General features: G+C 35.9%; 14 protein-coding genes, 2 tRNA genes, 2 rRNA genes and 1 pseudogene. 3 read left to right on the top strand and 16 right to left on the bottom strand.

The features are described 5' to 3' along the window. From A9G32_RS08015 to tsaE, 14 genes and pseudogenes are all read right to left on the bottom strand, one after another. Positions 1 to 670 (bottom strand): 23S ribosomal RNA (locus A9G32_RS08015); the annotation flags it as partial. A 251-nt stretch (positions 671 to 921) separates the two neighbouring features. Next, a tRNA-Ala gene (locus A9G32_RS08010) sits at positions 922 to 997 on the bottom strand. Positions 998 to 1,053: 56 nt separating this feature from the next. After that, a tRNA-Ile gene (locus A9G32_RS08005) sits at positions 1,054 to 1,130 on the bottom strand. A 58-nt stretch (positions 1,131 to 1,188) separates the two neighbouring features. Then, positions 1,189 to 2,726, bottom strand: a 16S ribosomal RNA gene (locus A9G32_RS08000). A 299-nt stretch (positions 2,727 to 3,025) separates the two neighbouring features. Further along, entirely contained in the window at positions 3,026 to 4,207 is a 1,182-nt protein-coding gene (purT, locus tag A9G32_RS07995) for a formate-dependent phosphoribosylglycinamide formyltransferase (RefSeq protein WP_065590794.1), read from the bottom strand. Positions 4,208 to 4,285: 78 nt separating this feature from the next. Then, complete coding sequence (locus tag A9G32_RS07990; protein ID WP_065590793.1) at positions 4,286 to 5,584, bottom strand: adenylosuccinate synthase; 1,299 nt, start codon at positions 5,582 to 5,584, stop codon at positions 4,286 to 4,288. A 19-nt stretch (positions 5,585 to 5,603) separates the two neighbouring features. Next, the gene (gene hflC / locus A9G32_RS07985; RefSeq protein WP_065590792.1) at positions 5,604 to 6,563 is read right to left on the bottom strand and encodes a protease modulator HflC; all 960 of its coding nucleotides are present in this window, start codon (positions 6,561 to 6,563) and stop codon (positions 5,604 to 5,606) included. A gap of 10 nt (positions 6,564 to 6,573) precedes the next feature. Then, positions 6,574 to 7,803 (bottom strand): FtsH protease activity modulator HflK, encoded by a 1,230-nt coding sequence (hflK, locus tag A9G32_RS07980; protein ID WP_065590791.1) that lies wholly within the window; start codon positions 7,801 to 7,803, stop codon positions 6,574 to 6,576. A 23-nt stretch (positions 7,804 to 7,826) separates the two neighbouring features. Next, entirely contained in the window at positions 7,827 to 9,122 is a 1,296-nt protein-coding gene (hflX, locus tag A9G32_RS07975) for a ribosome rescue GTPase HflX (RefSeq protein ID WP_065590790.1), read from the bottom strand. Positions 9,123 to 9,141: 19 nt separating this feature from the next. Further along, the gene (gene hfq, locus A9G32_RS07970) at positions 9,142 to 9,387 is read right to left on the bottom strand and encodes an RNA chaperone Hfq (RefSeq protein WP_065590789.1); all 246 of its coding nucleotides are present in this window, start codon (positions 9,385 to 9,387) and stop codon (positions 9,142 to 9,144) included. A gap of 286 nt (positions 9,388 to 9,673) precedes the next feature. Beyond that, on the bottom strand, positions 9,674 to 10,585 hold the full coding sequence (gene miaA / locus A9G32_RS07965) for a tRNA (adenosine(37)-N6)-dimethylallyltransferase MiaA (RefSeq protein ID WP_065590788.1): 912 nt from the start codon (positions 10,583 to 10,585) through the stop codon (positions 9,674 to 9,676). After that, entirely contained in the window at positions 10,578 to 12,434 is a 1,857-nt protein-coding gene (gene mutL / locus A9G32_RS07960; RefSeq protein ID WP_065590787.1) for a DNA mismatch repair endonuclease MutL, read from the bottom strand. Before mutL ends, miaA begins: the two co-directional genes overlap by 8 nt. A gap of 20 nt (positions 12,435 to 12,454) precedes the next feature. After that, positions 12,455 to 13,159: pseudogene (locus A9G32_RS07955) on the bottom strand (N-acetylmuramoyl-L-alanine amidase); the annotation flags it as partial. A gap of 65 nt (positions 13,160 to 13,224) precedes the next feature. Beyond that, positions 13,225 to 13,698 carry a tRNA (adenosine(37)-N6)-threonylcarbamoyltransferase complex ATPase subunit type 1 TsaE gene (gene tsaE / locus A9G32_RS07950; protein ID WP_065590797.1) on the bottom strand — a complete coding sequence of 158 codons (474 nt, stop codon included), beginning with the start codon at positions 13,696 to 13,698 and terminating at the stop codon, positions 13,225 to 13,227. 127 nt (positions 13,699 to 13,825) lie between these two features. Between tsaE and tusB the strand changes: the two genes are divergently transcribed. The 3 genes from tusB (at position 13,826) to A9G32_RS07935 (ending at position 15,900) form a co-directional block, all read left to right on the top strand. After that, positions 13,826 to 14,107, top strand: coding sequence for a sulfurtransferase complex subunit TusB (gene tusB / locus A9G32_RS07945; RefSeq protein ID WP_065590785.1), 282 nt, complete (start codon positions 13,826 to 13,828; stop codon positions 14,105 to 14,107). A gap of 118 nt (positions 14,108 to 14,225) precedes the next feature. Next, positions 14,226 to 14,789, top strand: coding sequence for a Sua5/YciO/YrdC/YwlC family protein (locus tag A9G32_RS07940; protein ID WP_065590796.1), 564 nt, complete (start codon positions 14,226 to 14,228; stop codon positions 14,787 to 14,789). A gap of 4 nt (positions 14,790 to 14,793) precedes the next feature. After that, entirely contained in the window at positions 14,794 to 15,900 is a 1,107-nt protein-coding gene (locus A9G32_RS07935) for an anhydro-N-acetylmuramic acid kinase (protein WP_065590784.1), read from the top strand. 23 nt (positions 15,901 to 15,923) lie between these two features. Here A9G32_RS07935 and A9G32_RS07930 read toward each other — a convergent pair whose 3' ends face one another. Then, a complete protein-coding gene (locus A9G32_RS07930) occupies positions 15,924 to 16,703 on the bottom strand; it encodes a Cof-type HAD-IIB family hydrolase (RefSeq protein WP_065590783.1) in 780 nt (259 codons plus the stop codon). 1 nt (position 16,704) lies between these two features. Further along, on the bottom strand, positions 16,705 to 17,388 hold the full coding sequence (hda, locus tag A9G32_RS07925) for a DnaA inactivator Hda (protein WP_080702332.1): 684 nt from the start codon (positions 17,386 to 17,388) through the stop codon (positions 16,705 to 16,707). Positions 17,389 to 17,654 lie beyond the last annotated feature (266 nt).

Raw genomic sequence — 17,654 nt, 5'->3', positions numbered from 1 at the left:
TATACCCTGCAACTTAACGCACAGTTAATACTCGGTTTCCCTTCGGCTCCCCTATTCGGTTAACCTCGCTACAGAATATAAGTCGCTGACCCATTATACAAAAGGTACGCAGTCACTATTACCCAACGGTAACAGCTCCCACTGATTGTACGTACACGGTTTCAGGGTCTATTTCACTCCCCTCCCGGGGTTCTTTTCGCCTTTCCCTCACGGTACTGGTTCACTATCGGTCAATCAGGAGTATTTAGCCTTGGAGGATGGTCCCCCCTTCTTCAGACAGGATATCACGTGTCCCGCCCTACTCTATAAGCTTCCACATAACGTACCTTCGTGTACGGGACTTTCACCCTCTATCGTGCGACTTTCCAGACGCTTCCACTAATACTTTATGCTACCCGCTTGGGCTCCTCCCCTTTCGCTCGCCGCTACTCAGGGAATCTCGGTTGATTTCTTTTCCTCGGGGTACTTAGATGTTTCAGTTCTCCCGGTTCGCCTCATCTAACTATGAATTCATTAGATGATAGTGTAGTTTCCTACACTGGGTTTCCCCATTCGGACATCGACGGCTATTACGCTTTTTATCAGCTTACCGTCGCTTTTCGCAGATTAACACGTCCTTCTTCGCCTCTGATTGCCTAGGCATCCACCGTGTACGCTTAATTTCTTAACCTTACAACTCACAGTTGTCTTGGTTTAAATTACGCTTTCTTCTCTTTCTTACTTATTCTCTTTTTATTTATAGATTGTTCAATTAAAGTTCAATAAACTTTAACTCAACCTATAATCAAAAGCCTTTCGTAAAAACGAGAACTCGTTTCTTTCAGCTTGTTCCTAATTGTTAAAGAGCTTTATCTTTCTATTCACTTAAACACTAAATCAAGTAAATACAAAAATAATTTATTTTAAAAGAGACTTCTTTAATGGTGGAGCTAAGCGGGATCGAACCGCTGGCCTCCTGCGTGCAAGGCAGGCGCTCTCCCAGCTGAGCTATAGCCCCATTGTTTTCACTTCTTCAACCCGCTAAAGCCAAAACCAGCAAAACCAAGATTGAATTGGTGGGTCTGAGTGGACTTGAACCACCGACCTCACCCTTATCAGGGGTGCGCTCTAACCACCTGAGCTACAGACCCAATAAAGTGACTCTTTCTTCTAAACAAACAATCTGTGTGAACACTCACGAGCTCTTCGTAAGGAGGTGATCCAACCGCAGGTTCCCCTACGGTTACCTTGTTACGACTTCACCCCAGTCATGAACCACACCGTGGTAAACGCCCTCCCGAAGGTTAAGCTATCTACTTCTGGTGCAACCCACTCCCATGGTGTGACGGGCGGTGTGTACAAGGCCCGGGAACGTATTCACCGTGACATTCTGATTCACGATTACTAGCGATTCCGACTTCATGGAGTCGAGTTGCAGACTCCAATCCGGACTTAGACGTACTTTGTGAGGTCCGCTTACTCTCGCGAGGTCGCCTCCCTTTGTATACGCCATTGTAGCACGTGTGTAGCCCTGGTCGTAAGGGCCATGATGACTTGACGTCGTCCCCACCTTCCTCCGCTTTATCAACGGCAGTCTCCTTTGAGTTCCCGACCTAATCGATGGCAACAAAGGATAAGGGTTGCGCTCGTTGCGGGACTTAACCCAACATTTCACAACACGAGCTGACGACAGCCATGCAGCACCTGTCTCACAGTTCCCGAAGGCACTCTCGTATCTCTACAAGATTCTGTGGATGTCAAGACCAGGTAAGGTTCTTCGCGTTGCATCGAATTAAACCACATGCTCCACCGCTTGTGCGGGCCCCCGTCAATTCATTTGAGTTTTAACCTTGCGGCCGTACTCCCCAGGCGGTCGATTTATCGCGTTAGCTTCGGAGCCCATCACTCTAGGCAACAAACTCCAAATCGACATCGTTTACAGCGTGGACTACCAGGGTATCTAATCCTGTTTGCTCCCCACGCTTTCGCATCTCAGCGTCAGTATCTGTCCAGAAGGCCGCCTTCGCCACCGGTATTCCTCCACATCTCTACGCATTTCACCGCTACACGTGGAATTCTACCTTCCTCTACAATACTCTAGTTAACCAGTTTTAAGTGCAATTCCTAGGTTGAGCCCAGGGCTTTCACACCTAACTTAATTATCCGCCTACATGCCCTTTACGCCCAGTCATTCCGATTAACGCTCGCACCCTCCGTATTACCGCGGCTGCTGGCACGGAGTTAGCCGGTGCTTCTTCTGTGATTAACGTCAATTAATAAACCTATTAGATTCATTACCTTCCTCATCACCGAAAGTACTTTACAACCCGAAGGCCTTCTTCATACACGCGGCATGGCTGCATCAGGGTTCCCCCCATTGTGCAATATTCCCCACTGCTGCCTCCCGTAGGAGTCTGGACCGTGTCTCAGTTCCAGTGTGGCTGGTCATCCTCTCAGACCAGCTAGAGATCGTCGCCTTGGTGAGCCATTACCTCACCAACTAGCTAATCCCATATGGGTTCATCAAATGGCGCATGGCCCGTAGGTCCCATGCTTTGGTTTCTCAACTTTATGCGGTATTAGCAGTCGTTTCCAACTGTTGTCCCCCTCCATTCGGCAGATCCCCATACCTTACTCACCCGTCCGCCACTCGTCATCAAGTGCAAGCACTCATGTTACCGTTCGACTTGCATGTGTTAAGCCTGCCGCCAGCGTTCAATCTGAGCCATGATCAAACTCTTCAATTTAAAGTTTGATGCTCAATAACTGTCTCTGACATATTCAAATGAATCTTCAGTGTCACTTATCAAGACTTAATTTTTTAGTCCGTAGACTTTAATCTTTTGTCTCATAAGTGCCCACACAGATTGTCTGTTTCTTCTTTTTAAAGAGCTAACAGCTTTTCAACTAACCCAACATTTCGTTGTTTTACTTCGCTGTCTCAAGGGTTGCGTATATTACTCACTTCACTTGTGAACGTCAACCCCTATTTTAGAAATTTTTATTTTTTTGTGTTGAACGACTGCTTTTTACACAAATTTAGGCATTATAGGGTTATTTTTAGCTGTTTTGTCACATTAATAGCTTTATTAGTAGCCTCTTTAACTGTCGATGCTTTAGCTAACGCAACACCCATTCTTCTTGTTCCTTTTACTTCTGGTTTACCAAATAAACGTAAATCAGTTTGCGGTTCGCTTAATGCTTTATCAATATTAGCGAAAGTTATTTGTTTTGAATTACCTTCTATTAATAAGACTGATGATGCACAAGCACCATATTGTTCTATAATTGGAATTGGCAATCCTAATATTGCTCTAGCATGTAATGCAAACTCAGATAAGTTTTGTGAAATTAACGTCACCATACCCGTATCATGAGGGCGAGGTGATACTTCACTAAACCATACTTGCTCCCCTTTAACAAATAATTCAACACCAAATACTCCTCGCCCACCTAATGCTTCTGTTATTTTAGTTGCAATATTTTTCGCTTTTTTCAATGCTTTTTCAGGCATCTGCTGAGGTTGCCAAGATTCTCGATAATCACCTTTTTCTTGACGATGGCCAATTGGTTCGCAGAATGAAACTCCGTTAATATGCCGAACAGTCAGCAAAGTAATCTCGTAATCAAAATCAATAAAACCTTCTATGATTACTTTACCTCCACCAGAGCGCCCTCCCTCTTGAGCATATATCCATGAAGATTTAATATCTACTTCACTACGCAATAAAGATTGACCTTTACCCGAAGAGCTCATAACTGGCTTAATCAAACATGGAAAACCGATCTCTTTTACCATTTGTTCATATTCAAATTCGTTTTCAGCGAAACGGTAAGGTGAAGTGGGTAGTTTTAATTCTTCTGCAGCAAGACGACGAATCCCCTCACGATTCATTGTTAATTGCGTTGCTTTTGCTGTTGGAATAACAGTAAATCCTTCTTTTTCCAACTCAACTAATGTAGATGTGGAAATAGCTTCAATTTCTGGAACAATATAATCGGGACTTTCCACTTCAATGACTTTTCTTAGAGCATCCCCATCAAGCATATTAACAGTATGATAGCGATGAGCTACTTGCATTGCTGGCGCATTAGCGTATCGATCAACTGCAATAACTTCACAGCCAAAACGTTGTAATTCAATCGCCACTTCTTTAGCTAACTCTCCTGCACCACAAAGTAATACTTTTGTTGCAGTAGGTGATAAAGGAGTACCTAATTTAGCCATAATTCCCTCATACACAGTTAATCGTTATATCTCAAGAAATAAAAAATCGGGAAAATTATCCCGATTTTTTAATCAATATTAAGCTTGATAAGGATCACGTAAAATCATGGTTTCATTGCGATCCGGACCTGTTGAAATAATATCAATTGGTGTTTCGGTTAACTCTTCAATTCTTTTGATATAAGCTTTTGCTGCTTGTGGCAGTGCATCATAGCTTTTAATACCAAAAGTTGATTCGCTCCAACCTGGCATAGTTTCATAAACAGGTTTAACTAAGCTCCACTCTTCAACGGCAGCTGGAGCATTTTTGATAACATCACCATTTGGTAATTGGTAACCGACACAAATTTTTACTTCTTTCAGCCCATCTAACACATCAAGCTTAGTTAAACAAAATCCTGAAACAGAATTAAGTTGTACCGCTTTACGCACAGCAACTGCATCAAGCCATCCAGTACGACGGCGACGACCTGTTGTTGCACCAAATTCATTACCTTGTTTACAAAGATACTCACCAACTTCATCAAATAGCTCTGTAGGGAATGGGCCTGCACCAACACGCGTAGAGTAAGCTTTAACAATACCTAACACATAGCCAACATAACGCGGACCAAAACCAGATCCCGTTGCCACACCACCAGCAGTAGTATTAGAAGAAGTTACAAAAGGATAAGTACCATGATCGATATCAAGTAATGTACCTTGTGCACCTTCGAACATAATTCTTTCACCTTTTCTTCGTGCATCTTCTAAAAGCGCAGGAATATCGGCAATCATAGCAACTAAAATATCAGCTATAGCTAATGTAGCATCTAAAACTTTTTGATAATCTACTGCTTCGGTTTTGTAATAATTGACTAATTGGAAATTATGATATTCCATCACATCTTTTAGTTTTTCAGCAAAAGCTTGACGATCACGTAAATCACCAACTCGAAGTCCACGGCGAGCAACTTTATCCTCATAAGCAGGACCAATACCACGCCCTGTTGTTCCAATAGCTTTATTGCCACGAGCTTTTTCTCGAGCTTGATCTAATGCAATATGGTAAGGCAAAATTAGAGGACATGATTCAGAGATAAGGAGTCTTTCCCTAACAGGAATACCACTATTTTCTAACTCTTTCATTTCTTTCATCAAAGCATCAGGACAAAGCACTACACCATTAGCAATAATGCTAATAACATCATTACGTAAAATTCCTGATGGAATTAAGTGTAATACTGTTTTTTCACCATTAATAACTAATGTATGACCTGCATTATGCCCTCCTTGATAGCGAACAACATACTTTGCTTTTTCCGTAAGTAAATCAACAACTTTACCTTTTCCTTCATCACCCCATTGTGTACCTAACACAACAACATTATTACTCATAGACTATTTACTCATTTTGTTAATTATCAGATTTTAATTTCATATATTTAAAAAATTCACTATCAGGGCTAATAACTACAATATCATTATCTGTAAAGCTTCGTTCATAAGTTTTTAGCCTTCGTATAAAGCTAAAAAACTCTATATCTTTACCAAAGGCATCAGCATAAAGTTTGATTGCATTCGCATCACCTTCACCACGAATAGAGCGAGATTGACGTTCAGCTTCAGATAATATTTTGGTTACTTCTAGTGTAGCCTCTGCTCGTATTTCATCAGCTCTTTTAACACCTTGAAAATGTTGATTTTGGAACACATTATTTCGTTCTGCTTTCATTTTCTCATAAATAGAATTAGACATTTCTTGAGGAAAATTAACTTTCTTTAAGCGAACATCAATAACTTCAATACCGAAAGGTCTCATACTCGCTTGATTAACCTCTAAAGCTTTTTCATCTTTATTAGCTTGATTTTTAATCGAATTACTTTTATCCAATTCTTTAACCGTGCTATTTAAAATATCTTTTACACGGGTTACTATAGAATTATGAGAGTTATTATTCGTATCATTAACAACATCAATGATATTTAATTTTTCAATTTCTGTTCTTAAACAACCATTTGATCGAGCAAGCAACAAGTTCTCGATACTATTACCACTAGCAATAGTTTCATAATATCGATTAAAATCAACAATCTTCCATTGTACAAAATAATCAACAACTAAATCTTTATTTTCACGTGTTCTAAATTTTTGTTCTTGACCGACATTATTAGGACTATTTGTTGTTTTGATTTTAGCATCAACAATTTTTACATTATCCATTCCTGGAAATTTAAAATGTAATCCAGGTTCAGATAATCCTATAATTTTATTAAACCGTAAAATTATTCCACAAGTACCTTCTTCAATAACATAAGCGCTAGAAAAAAACACACCAATCAAAATTAATACTATAGGAACCAATAATTTGCGCATGCTTTTCTCCTTATCTTCCCATAAACCGTGGAGTCCGCGTAGTCTCGCCAACTTTAATGGTGTTATTAGTGTTATTGTTATTTTCTTTTGATAATTCCGGCTTTGATTTAGGCTGTTCTTTTATTGTTTCAGACGAGCTCAGCATATTGGAATTATATTCACTATTTTGGTTTGATAACGTCATTGTTTGAGAATTTTTTTCACTCTTATTTTTTAATAGTACTTCTAACGGTAACACCATTAAATTTCCACTTTTATCATTCACTATAATCTTATTGGTTTTGGTTAATACTCTTTCCATAGTTTCAATATATAAATGTTCTTTAGTAATTTCTGGTGCTACTTTATATTGTGGTAAGATTTTTTCAAAACTAGCCACATCACCAGCAGCTTCAAGTTCTACTCTAACCTTATAAGCATTAGCATCAGCTAAAATTCCTGCTGAACGTTCTTCTGCTTGCTGAATTTTTTTCACCTTATCAGCTTCAGCTTGTTTGATTTCTCGCTCACTATCGTCTTGAGAATGAAGCGTTTTATTGTCATTACCTTTCACTTCATCTGGTAGACGAGCAACTTGAAAATTCAAATTAACAATATTAATACCCATATCATAGGGACTAATGATATTGACTAACTCATCTTTAGTACTACGTTCTAGAGCTGAACGTTCATCAGAAATTATCGCATCAATATTTGAACTTGCCACTACCGTTCTAAGGGCGCTATCGGCAGCTTGGCGTAAACTATCTTCTACATTAGTGACATTAAATAAATATTTTAAAGGATCGCTGACACTATATTGCACATTTATATCAACAAAAACCAAATTTTCACCAGCTGTAACAATAAGTCCCTTTTCGTTAAAATTTCGAATACCCTGTGTATCAACAATATACACTTTATCGATTAAAGTTGGCTTCCAATTTAGTCCTGGTTGAATGATTTCAGATTGAACTTGACCGAAGCGAGTAATTACACCACGTTGATTTTGGTTAATGGTATAAAATCCACTTCCTGCCCAAACTAGAACAAGTAAAGCAATTATAGATATGATAATTTTAGTTGTACTCATCGGCAATTTAATTCCAGAGGAACCATTATTATTACCGAAATTATTTTTTTTTAATAATTTTTTAACTTTATCAAATAAACCATCAGATGAATGATTAGTTGGCTTTTTTTTATTATTCCCCCATGGGTCGTTATCTTGTCCGTTATTGCCGGGCTGATTCCACGCCATATTGTATATGCTCCATTTGATAATTAGTTGTTATTTTGCTTATTGATCAAGTATAACAGATCTGGTTCTTGTTTACAGAGGCGATTCCATTCTATAGAGGGAATTCTCACATCTAGATGAAAACTACCATCCTCATTAATAAATTCATTTTCTACCGCATTTAACTGATATAAACGACTTCTTAATCTTGCTAAATAAGCAGGTAAGTTTAATTGGCAAACTTGTATTTGCTTAGCTAGCCTTTCTTTTAAAGCAATAAATAATTGATCTAATCCTAAACTATTTTGCGCTGAAATCCAAACACGAATTGGTATACCGTTTTCATCTCTATCAATACTTGGTTGTTTGCCTTCTATCAAATCGATTTTATTCATAACCAGTAATGTTGGAATTTCGTGCGCATCAATTTCATGCAAAACTTCATCAACAGCATGCATATTATCTAATAAATTAGGATCTGCTGCATCAACAACATGTAATAACAATGCTGCTTGTTGAGTTTCTAATAACGTTGCTTTAAAAGCCGCAATTAAATCATGCGGCAAATGACGAATAAAACCAACTGTGTCAGCTAAAACAACTTCACCGACATCATCAACAATAACTCGACGAAGTGTTGGATCGAGTGTAGCAAATAACTGATTAGCAGCATATACATCAGCATTTGTTAATGCATTAAATAATGTTGATTTACCTGCATTCGTGTAGCCAACAAAAGAGACTGTTGATAGATCTGCTTTATTTCGTGATTGACGATTTTGATTTCGCTGTTTTTCAACTTTAGCAAGTCTTGATAAAATTAATTGAATCCGTTGACGAATCAACCTTCTATCAGTTTCTAATTGAGTTTCACCTGGACCACGTAAACCTATCCCACCTTTTTGACGTTCTAAATGCGTCCAACCTCGAACTAAACGAGTCGAAAGATGTTGTAACTGTGCTAATTCAACCTGTAATTTACCTTCATGTGTTCTGGCTCTTTGAGCAAAAATATCAAGAATCAATCCTGTTCTATCAACAACACGACATTTGCATAATTGCTCTAGATTACGTTCTTGGGAGGGAGTTAAAGAATGATTTACAAAAATAACAGAAGCATTAAGCTGTTTAACTTTTTCTGCTATTTCTTGAGCTTTACCTTCACCTACAAAATATTTGGTTTGAGGTACTTTTCTTGAGGTTGTTACAATATCGAGAATATCTATTTGAGCCGAAGAAACCAAAATTTCAAACTCTTTAAGATCCTCGATATTGCTCTCTTGAGGGAAGAATACATGGACTAATAAGGCAGATTCACCGCCTTTATATCTCTCAAACAATCAGATTCTCCACTGAAATTCAGCTTTCGCTTTCCTCTTCGGATTGAGATACCAATCCAGAAATAGGTCTAGATGGTACGACTGTCGAGATAGCATGTTTATATACCATTTGGCTTACAGTATTTTTTAACAAAATCACAAATTGATCAAATGATTCAATTTGTCCTTGTAACTTAATACCATTAACTAAATAGATTGAGACAGGAATATGCTCTCTACGAAGCAAATTTAAATAAGGATCTTGTAATGACTGCCCTTTTGACATGAGTTTATCCTTTAAAAATAATTATATTAAGATAAAATAAATACATTTATAAATAATTAATGTATTTTACATACTATTTCAGATACATCTTTAGTATCTACCAAAATAACATAAAAAAAGCTTCTCTTAAACCAATCAACTATAATTAATGCACAAATAACTAAAATTTTAAAAAATTTAAACTAAAAAGGTAAAAAAAATACTAAATACTGACACTAATATACATAACTTTACCTACGAAAAAATTTACAATTGTATATTATTAAACCACTATAAAAATTATCACTTAAAATATGTTTCGGAATATTGAATCCATATTATCATTGTTTAACCACGTAATAGGTTGTTTCCAACCACGAAGCCATGTTATTTGTCGTTTAGCTAATTGACGAGTAGCGCAAATTCCTTTAAAAACCATTTCATCATAACTTGTATTACCATTTAAATACTCCCACATTTGACGATATCCAACACAACGCATAGAAGGTAAATTTAAATGTAAATCCGATCGCTGCATAAGTGCTCTGACTTCATTTTCAAATCCTTGATCCAACATCTGTAAAAAGCGTTGTTCAATACGTTCATGTAATTGCGAACGATCTTGCGGCATAATAGCAAATTGCATAATATCGTATGGTAATGTTTCGCCACTTTCTTGTGTAAGTTCAGTTAGACTTTTGCCTGAAATTAAATAAACCTCTAAAGCACGATTAAGCCGCTGAGGATCGTTAGGATGAATTCGTTCAGCTGAAATTGGATCGACCTTTTTTAGCTCTTCGTGAATCGCTTGCCAACCTAATTTATTAGCTTTTTCCTCTATTTGCTTACGAATTACGCTATCAGCAGCAGGAAGCGGTGAAAGCCCTTCAATTAAAGCCTTAAAATAGAGCATTGTCCCACCAACTAATAATGGAATTCGCCCTTTTTTTAGGGTTTTTTCAATTTCCACAATGGCATCATGTCTAAAATTAGCTGCCGAATAACTTTTTGCAGGATCACAAATATCAATCAATTTATGTGGATACTTTTGTTGCTCTTCTTTAGTCGGTTTTGCAGTACCAATGTCCATACCACGATAAATTAGAGCTGAATCGACGCTAATAATATCAATAGGATAACGATCATAAAGCGCCATAGCAAATGCCGTTTTACCAGATGCTGTTGGCCCCATTAACGAAATAATTTTTGGTTTATTCATGATAAATCGATTGAGTTAAAGATTGCATGTCAATTGGGTATAAAAATGAATCTTGTTGTAACAGATTAATATCCACTTGTTCTAATTGAGCTAGTAACTGAATGGCTTTTACTACACTCCAGTTCATCGTAACACTATCATAATACTGATTAGCTAACCAAGCCGCTATTTGCGTTGGATCTAAAACTTCATTTTTTGAATCAGAAATAAAAGCAATTAAAGCGGGCAATAATTGTTGCCAATTGATAGTACGCAACATTTTAGGAACATTTTGCAAATACAGCTTCGCTTTATCAATATAAAAATCAAAACCTAAAAAATTTAGTTGCGGCTGATAAGAAGAAAGGACTTTCTGCTCCTTATTATTAATTAAAATTGTTAATGGGATAAGCAATTTTTCAGAATCTTGTGACAATAATTTAATCGCAACGAATTTTTGTTGAGCAATAGGCAACTTCATCAACATTAATTTTTGTTGATTATCTTCATTTTTTTCAAGCAATGCAATATCAGGTTGAATAATAGTTAACACCCGTCCAAATGTCACTAATAATGAATTATCAAGCTGCTGTTGTAATGATTGCAATGGTAAATTTCGTTTAGGAAATAATGATTCAATAACCGCTTTTTGTGGTTCAGTTATTTCATTTTCTTCTACCGATAAAAATGGCTTTTCTGGCTCAAGTTGTACAATATTTTGAGAAGAAGATTCAACGCTAACTAACTGACCATACAACGCATTTTCTTTAGCATAATTACTAGGTTTTTTAGGTAATTGGTTACTAGCTTGATAAGGCTTAGAAATCGTCTGTTGATTAAAGATATTTTCTCCAGCTGCTTGCCGATTAGGTGTTATTGTTACTTTTTCATCTGTTACAGATAAATCCGATTCAAGAGCCATAACTATAGCTTGATAAACGAAATCATGAACCAATCTTGCCTCATGAAAACGGACTTCATGTTTAGCAGGGTGAACATTAACATCAACTTGTTTTGGATCTATTTGTAAAAACACCACATAACTTTGTTGTTCATTCGCACGTCTTATATAGGCTTGTCGCAATGCATGATTAAGTAATTTATCTTTGATAACTCGACCATTAACATAAAAATATTGCAAATTACTAACTTCACTACTTGTTACCCAACCTTGAATGAACAAATCATCATGTTGCCAATCTAATTTGACTGCTTTTTGCATAAATACTCGCCCACATACCAATTCTACCCTTTTTTCAAGGGTAGATGAACGGTACTGCTTAACAAGTTTACTATTATGCTGCAAATTAAAAGTAACATCAGGACGTGCTAGCGCAATACGCCGAACGAATTCCTCAATATGCATAAATTCAGTTTTTTCTGTTTTTAAAAAACGGCGTCTTGCAGGCGTATTGTAAAACAAATCAAGTACTTCAACAGTCGAGCCAACAGGATGTGCAGCAGGTTTAATCACCGGTTCCATATCTCGCCCTTCAGCATAAACTTGCCAAGCTTCAGTTTGTTCTGCTGTGCGTGAAGTTAATGTCAATCTTGCAACTGAACTTATACTCGCCAGCGCCTCACCACGAAATCCAAGACTAATAATAGAATCTAAATCATCTAACTTGCTGATTTTACTTGTCGCATGACGAGCAAGCGCCAGTGCTAATTCATCTTTAGCAATACCGCAACCATTATCTCTAATACGAATTAATCTACAGCCGCCTTGCTCAAGATCAATATCAATTTGAGTACTTCCCGCATCAAGGCTATTTTCAACCAACTCTTTAATGACTGATGCTGGACGTTCTACCACCTCACCAGCAGCAATTTGATTTGCTAATTGAGGAGAAAGAATATGAATTGCCATTAATGCTGTTCTCCAAATTTTGGATTTTGTTTAACGTAATTTTTTATACCTTGATAGATAGCTTTAGCAATCTTATCTTGATAAGCATTACTACTTAGTAAGCGTTCTTCACCTTCGTTAGAGATAAAACCAACTTCAACTAAAATCGATGGAATATCTGGTGAACGTAATACCCCTAAGCTTGCATGTTCTGGAGCAGATTTATGTAGCTTTGTTATCCCTTTCATTTCTTTTAATACTTGTTTTGCTAACTCATATCCCACTCGTTGAGAATAAGAAAATTGGAGATCTAATACGGCTTGACTTAAATGAGGATCATGATCATCGCTAAGCGCATCACCTGCCCCACCAAGTAATTGTGACTGTTTTTCATCTTGTTCAAGCCAACGACCAAGTTCTGTGTCCGCTCGCTTAGTTGACAATACCCAGATCGAAGCACCAGTTGCATTCCGATTTGGTGCAGCATCGGCGTGAACTGAAACTAACAAATTAGCTTTATTTTTTCTAGCGATTTCAGAGCGTTGTGAAACAGAAATAAAATTATCACTGCTACGGGTTAACACCCCTTTAAAATTAGGATCTTTATTTAATAAATTGGTAAGTTTTTTAGCAATAGAAAGCGTAACTGTTTTTTCATATAACTTATTTTTCCCTATTGCGCCGGAATCTTTACCACCATGCCCTGCATCAACGGCAATCACAACTTTAGCTGCATAGGCAGAACTACAAAGCAGTAATAAGATAAAAAAAGTGAATAGTTTTTTCATTGTCTTTATATTGTTTATTTCAATTATGATAGATTAATAATCTCGCTGCCTTTTTCGCTTATTGCCTGAACGCAAGCAGTACGTTCAAGCGCCAAATAAGTCAAATGAATTTCAAGATCCGCGCTTGGCAAGATCCCATTTGCTTGCTGTGGCCACTCAATCAAACAAATTGATCGCGAAGAAAAATATTCACGAATCCCCATATACTCTAATTCTTCTGGATCGCAAAGCCGATATAAATCAAAATGGTAAACTGAAAAATCATCAAATTGATAGGGTTCAACTAATGTATAAGTTGGACTTTTTACGTTACCTACATGACCTAATTGTTGCAAAAAACCACGACTAAAAGTTGTTTTACCTGCACCTAGATCACCTATTAAATAGATAATAATTGTATCATCATGCTTGGACAAATAGTTTAAACATAGTTTGGCAAGTTTACTACCAAACAAAATCGTTTGTTGCTCATTGCTTAAAATAACTGGTTTCATGATGAATTCTTTGCTCAATAAATAGTTCTTATTATATACTAATAACATCAAAGATGTACTAACCAAAATGAGCTTGATTTTGTAAAAAAGTTTCAGGTAACTATACGTTTCAGTATAAAAAGTGAAAATAATGCTACATACTATATCAACAGCAAACCAATCAGCCATAAATCCACAATTAATATCAGCTCAAGATGTTGTATTGTTCTGGCAAAATGGCGTTATTCTGGCTATACAAAATAATCCATTATTAAATAATATTATAAAAAAAACTAAACACTGTTACGTCATCAACAGCGATATAGAAGCCCGAGGAATAAGCAAAATTATTGATTCAAGGCTTAAAATTATCAATATGCAACAAGTTGTTGAACTTACAACTAACCATTTTCCACAAATGAACTGGGAATGACCATAGGGCATAATGCTAAAACTACCCAGTTTTAAAAAGCATGAATCATGCAAATTTGCAAAACCTAAAACCTAAGTTTAATATAAATCTCAATTGTACTCAGCTCGTATTCAAATTTATGGCTAATTTATTAACGCTATCGGAAATCAATAATTATTTAAAAAATGGTGAAGTGATTGCTTACCCTACCGAGGCTGTTTTCGGTCTAGGGTGTGATCCTGATTGTGAATCAGCCGTATTAAAACTGTTACAACTAAAACAGCGTTCAGTAGATAAAGGCTTAATTTTAATTGCCAGCCATTACCAACAACTGATCCCTTATATAGATGAATTAGCTATTACTAATGAACAAAAACAGTTAGCACTTACTAGCTGGCCAGGCCCTGTTACTTGGGTTTTTCCTAAAAATACAAAAACACCTTATTTTTTGACTGGTAAATTCGACACCATAGCAGTACGAGTCACCAATCACCCCTTAGTTTGTAAACTATGCGATCTTTATGGCAAACCAATAGTTTCAACCAGTGCTAATTTATCGAATTATCCACCTTGTAAAACAGCAAGTGATGTCGCTAGCCAATTTGGTGAAAATTTTCCAATATTACAAGGACAAACAGGTAATAGATTACAGCCATCTCAAATCAGAAATATTCAAACAGGTAACATTATTCGACAAGGATAGATATATGCAAAATTTATATATTGGTGTAATGTCGGGAACCAGCATGGATGGAATTGATATTGCTATAATTAATATTACCGCAAAAAATGTCACATCAATAGCTAGTAGTTGCTACCCAATGCCCACCAACTTAAAGCAGCAATTATTAACATTATGTGAAACAAAGCAAACCACATTACAAAATTTGGGTGAATTAGATCATCAACTTGGTGAATTATTTGCTGATAGTATCAATCAATTTTTAAAAGACAATAAAATTGATAAACAACAAATAAAAGCAATTGGTTGCCACGGGCAAACTATTTACCATGCACCAAACGGTAAAAACCCATTTACCCAACAAATTGGCGATGCCAATATTATCGCAGCAAAAACAGGCATAACCACCATAGCTGATTTTCGTCGAAAAGATATGGCTTATGGAGGGCAAGGAGCACCACTAGTCCCCGCTTTTCATAAAGCGGTGCTACAAGATCCAAAAATTAATCGTGTAGTATTGAATATAGGAGGAATTAGTAACATTTCAGTATTAATTCCTAACCATACTGTTATTGGTTACGATACAGGTCCAGGAAACGTACTGCTTGATTGCTGGATAAATCAAAACCTAGGTAAAAGCTATGATAAAAATGGACTGTGGGCAAAAACAGGAAAAGTTAATCAAGACTTATTGAATAAATTATTTGATGAAGATTATTTCAAAATACCAGCACCTAAAAGTACAGGTAGAGAGTTATTTAATTTACCATGGTTACATAAAAAATTAATAGGGACGGATTTTAAAGCAGAAGATATTCAAGCAACACTCGTTGAATTAACCTCTTTATCAATTGCAAATGAAATCAAAAAATTATCTATATTAAAAAAATTACCTTGCGAACTTTTAGTCTGTGGCGGAGGTGCTAAAAATCCACTTATTATGCAAAGATTATCAGCATTATTACCATCATGGTCAGTATTAACAACCGATACAAAAGGTATAAATGGAGACGATATGGAGGCAATAGCCTTTGCTTGGCTTGCTTATTGCCGAATCAACAATATTCCATCAAATATTCCCGAAGTAACTGGCGCAAGCCAAGCTGTGTATTTGGGGGTTATTTATCAATAAACTAAAAAATATATAAATATCGATCAAATCAACCCAAATTTTTGTAACGCTTTAGCAATACCATCATTATTATTAGTATCTGTAACAAACTCGGCTTTTGCTTTTAATTCATCAACTGCATTACCCATAGCAATAGGATGATCAACGGTTAGGAACATTTCAAAATCATTCATACCATCACCAAATGCATAAGTAGACACATCAGTGAACCCTTTATTTTTTAATAACTGAGTAATACCATAACCTTTAGAGCCACCATGATTAAAAACATCAACACAATAAGGGGTATTACGAATAAAGGTTAGTTCAGGAAAAACATCTCGATAAAGATCTTCTCCAGATTCACAAAGTAATAAAAGCATCTGAATAGGTGATTTTAAATAAACCTGATCATCAACAGGAGGAACTGGTTGCCTAAGATAATGATAAAACTTCTCGGCTGGTTGACTATACTCAGATATACACATCATTTCATCATTATAAAAAGATAAAGGAATATTCGTTTTTTGCTTAGAATACTGATGTATTCTCATTATCACATCTTTATCAATATTATTAGTAAAAACCTTTTCGCCTTTGTATAAAACTACTTGCCCATTCATACCAATAATTGAGTCAATTTGAGTCTTTTGCATTAAATCAGCAACTTCACAAGGTGTTCGACCAGTTGCTATCACTGGAATAATATTATTATGTTTTAATTTTTTTATAGCATTAAGGGAACTGGACAATACATCAATTTGACTATTAAACAATGTCCCATCTAAATCAAAAAAAACAATAGCTTCAGGTTTATGACTCATATTACAAATCCAAAATATTTTTAATAAAAGGAATAGTTAGCTTTCGTTGTTGTGCTAACGTTGCTACTTCAAACTTTTCTAATAAAGAAAATAATGTACGCATATCGCGATTAACACGTTTTAATAAAAATAACCCAACATCTGTTGATAGTTCAAATCCACTTAATTGCGCTCTCAATTGCAAAGCTTTAAGCTTGTCATCATCGCTAAGTTCTTTTAATTGATAAACCTGCCCCCAAGATAATCTAGAAACTAAATCAGGCAATATAAAAGAAATTTGTTTAGGTGGAGCATTTGCAGTTATCAATAATTTACTCACATTTTTTTCTGTCAAACGATTAAATAAATCGAAAATAGCCTCTTCCCAATCCCTATGACCTGCTATTGCATCAATATCATCTAAACAGACTAAATCATAATTTTCTAATCCCTGTAAAATTTCAGGTACCAAATGGTAATGTTGTTTTAATGGAATATAACTAGCTAATTTATTTTGGCTTGACGCATGTAAAAGGTGAGTTCGGCCTGCAACGCTAGCCGCCCATATATAAAAGACATTAAATCCCTCTTTACCTAACAAGGTTTGCAATGAATCAAACAATAACCGATTATTACCTACATAAAAACTATCAAAAGTTTCATTATTAGATAATGGAAAAGGCAAAGGTAACTGTGAAAGAGTAATAAAGTAACCTCACAATACAAATAAAATCATATTAAGTATAAATTTGCTTTTATAAAAATCAATCACTTTTATACAAAAAGACAAACAGATAACAGTTAATAAAAAAATAAAACAAAAAAACAATAAAACGATCAAAAAGTGTTGTTTAAAATAAAAACAACAAAAAGTTAAAATTTAAGCAATCAAACTTAATTTTTGTGGATAACTCTGTTAAAAATTAGGATAACAAGCTGTTATGATCGCACTAACAACTTAAAAATAGAAAA

It is taken from the genome of Gilliamella sp. Gris3-2, from assembly GCF_001690345.1.
Classification (GTDB): domain Bacteria; phylum Pseudomonadota; class Gammaproteobacteria; order Enterobacterales; family Orbaceae; genus Gilliamella; species Gilliamella bombi.
Note: the sequence above shows the minus strand (reverse complement) of the source record. Positions and strands in the feature narration are given on the sequence as shown.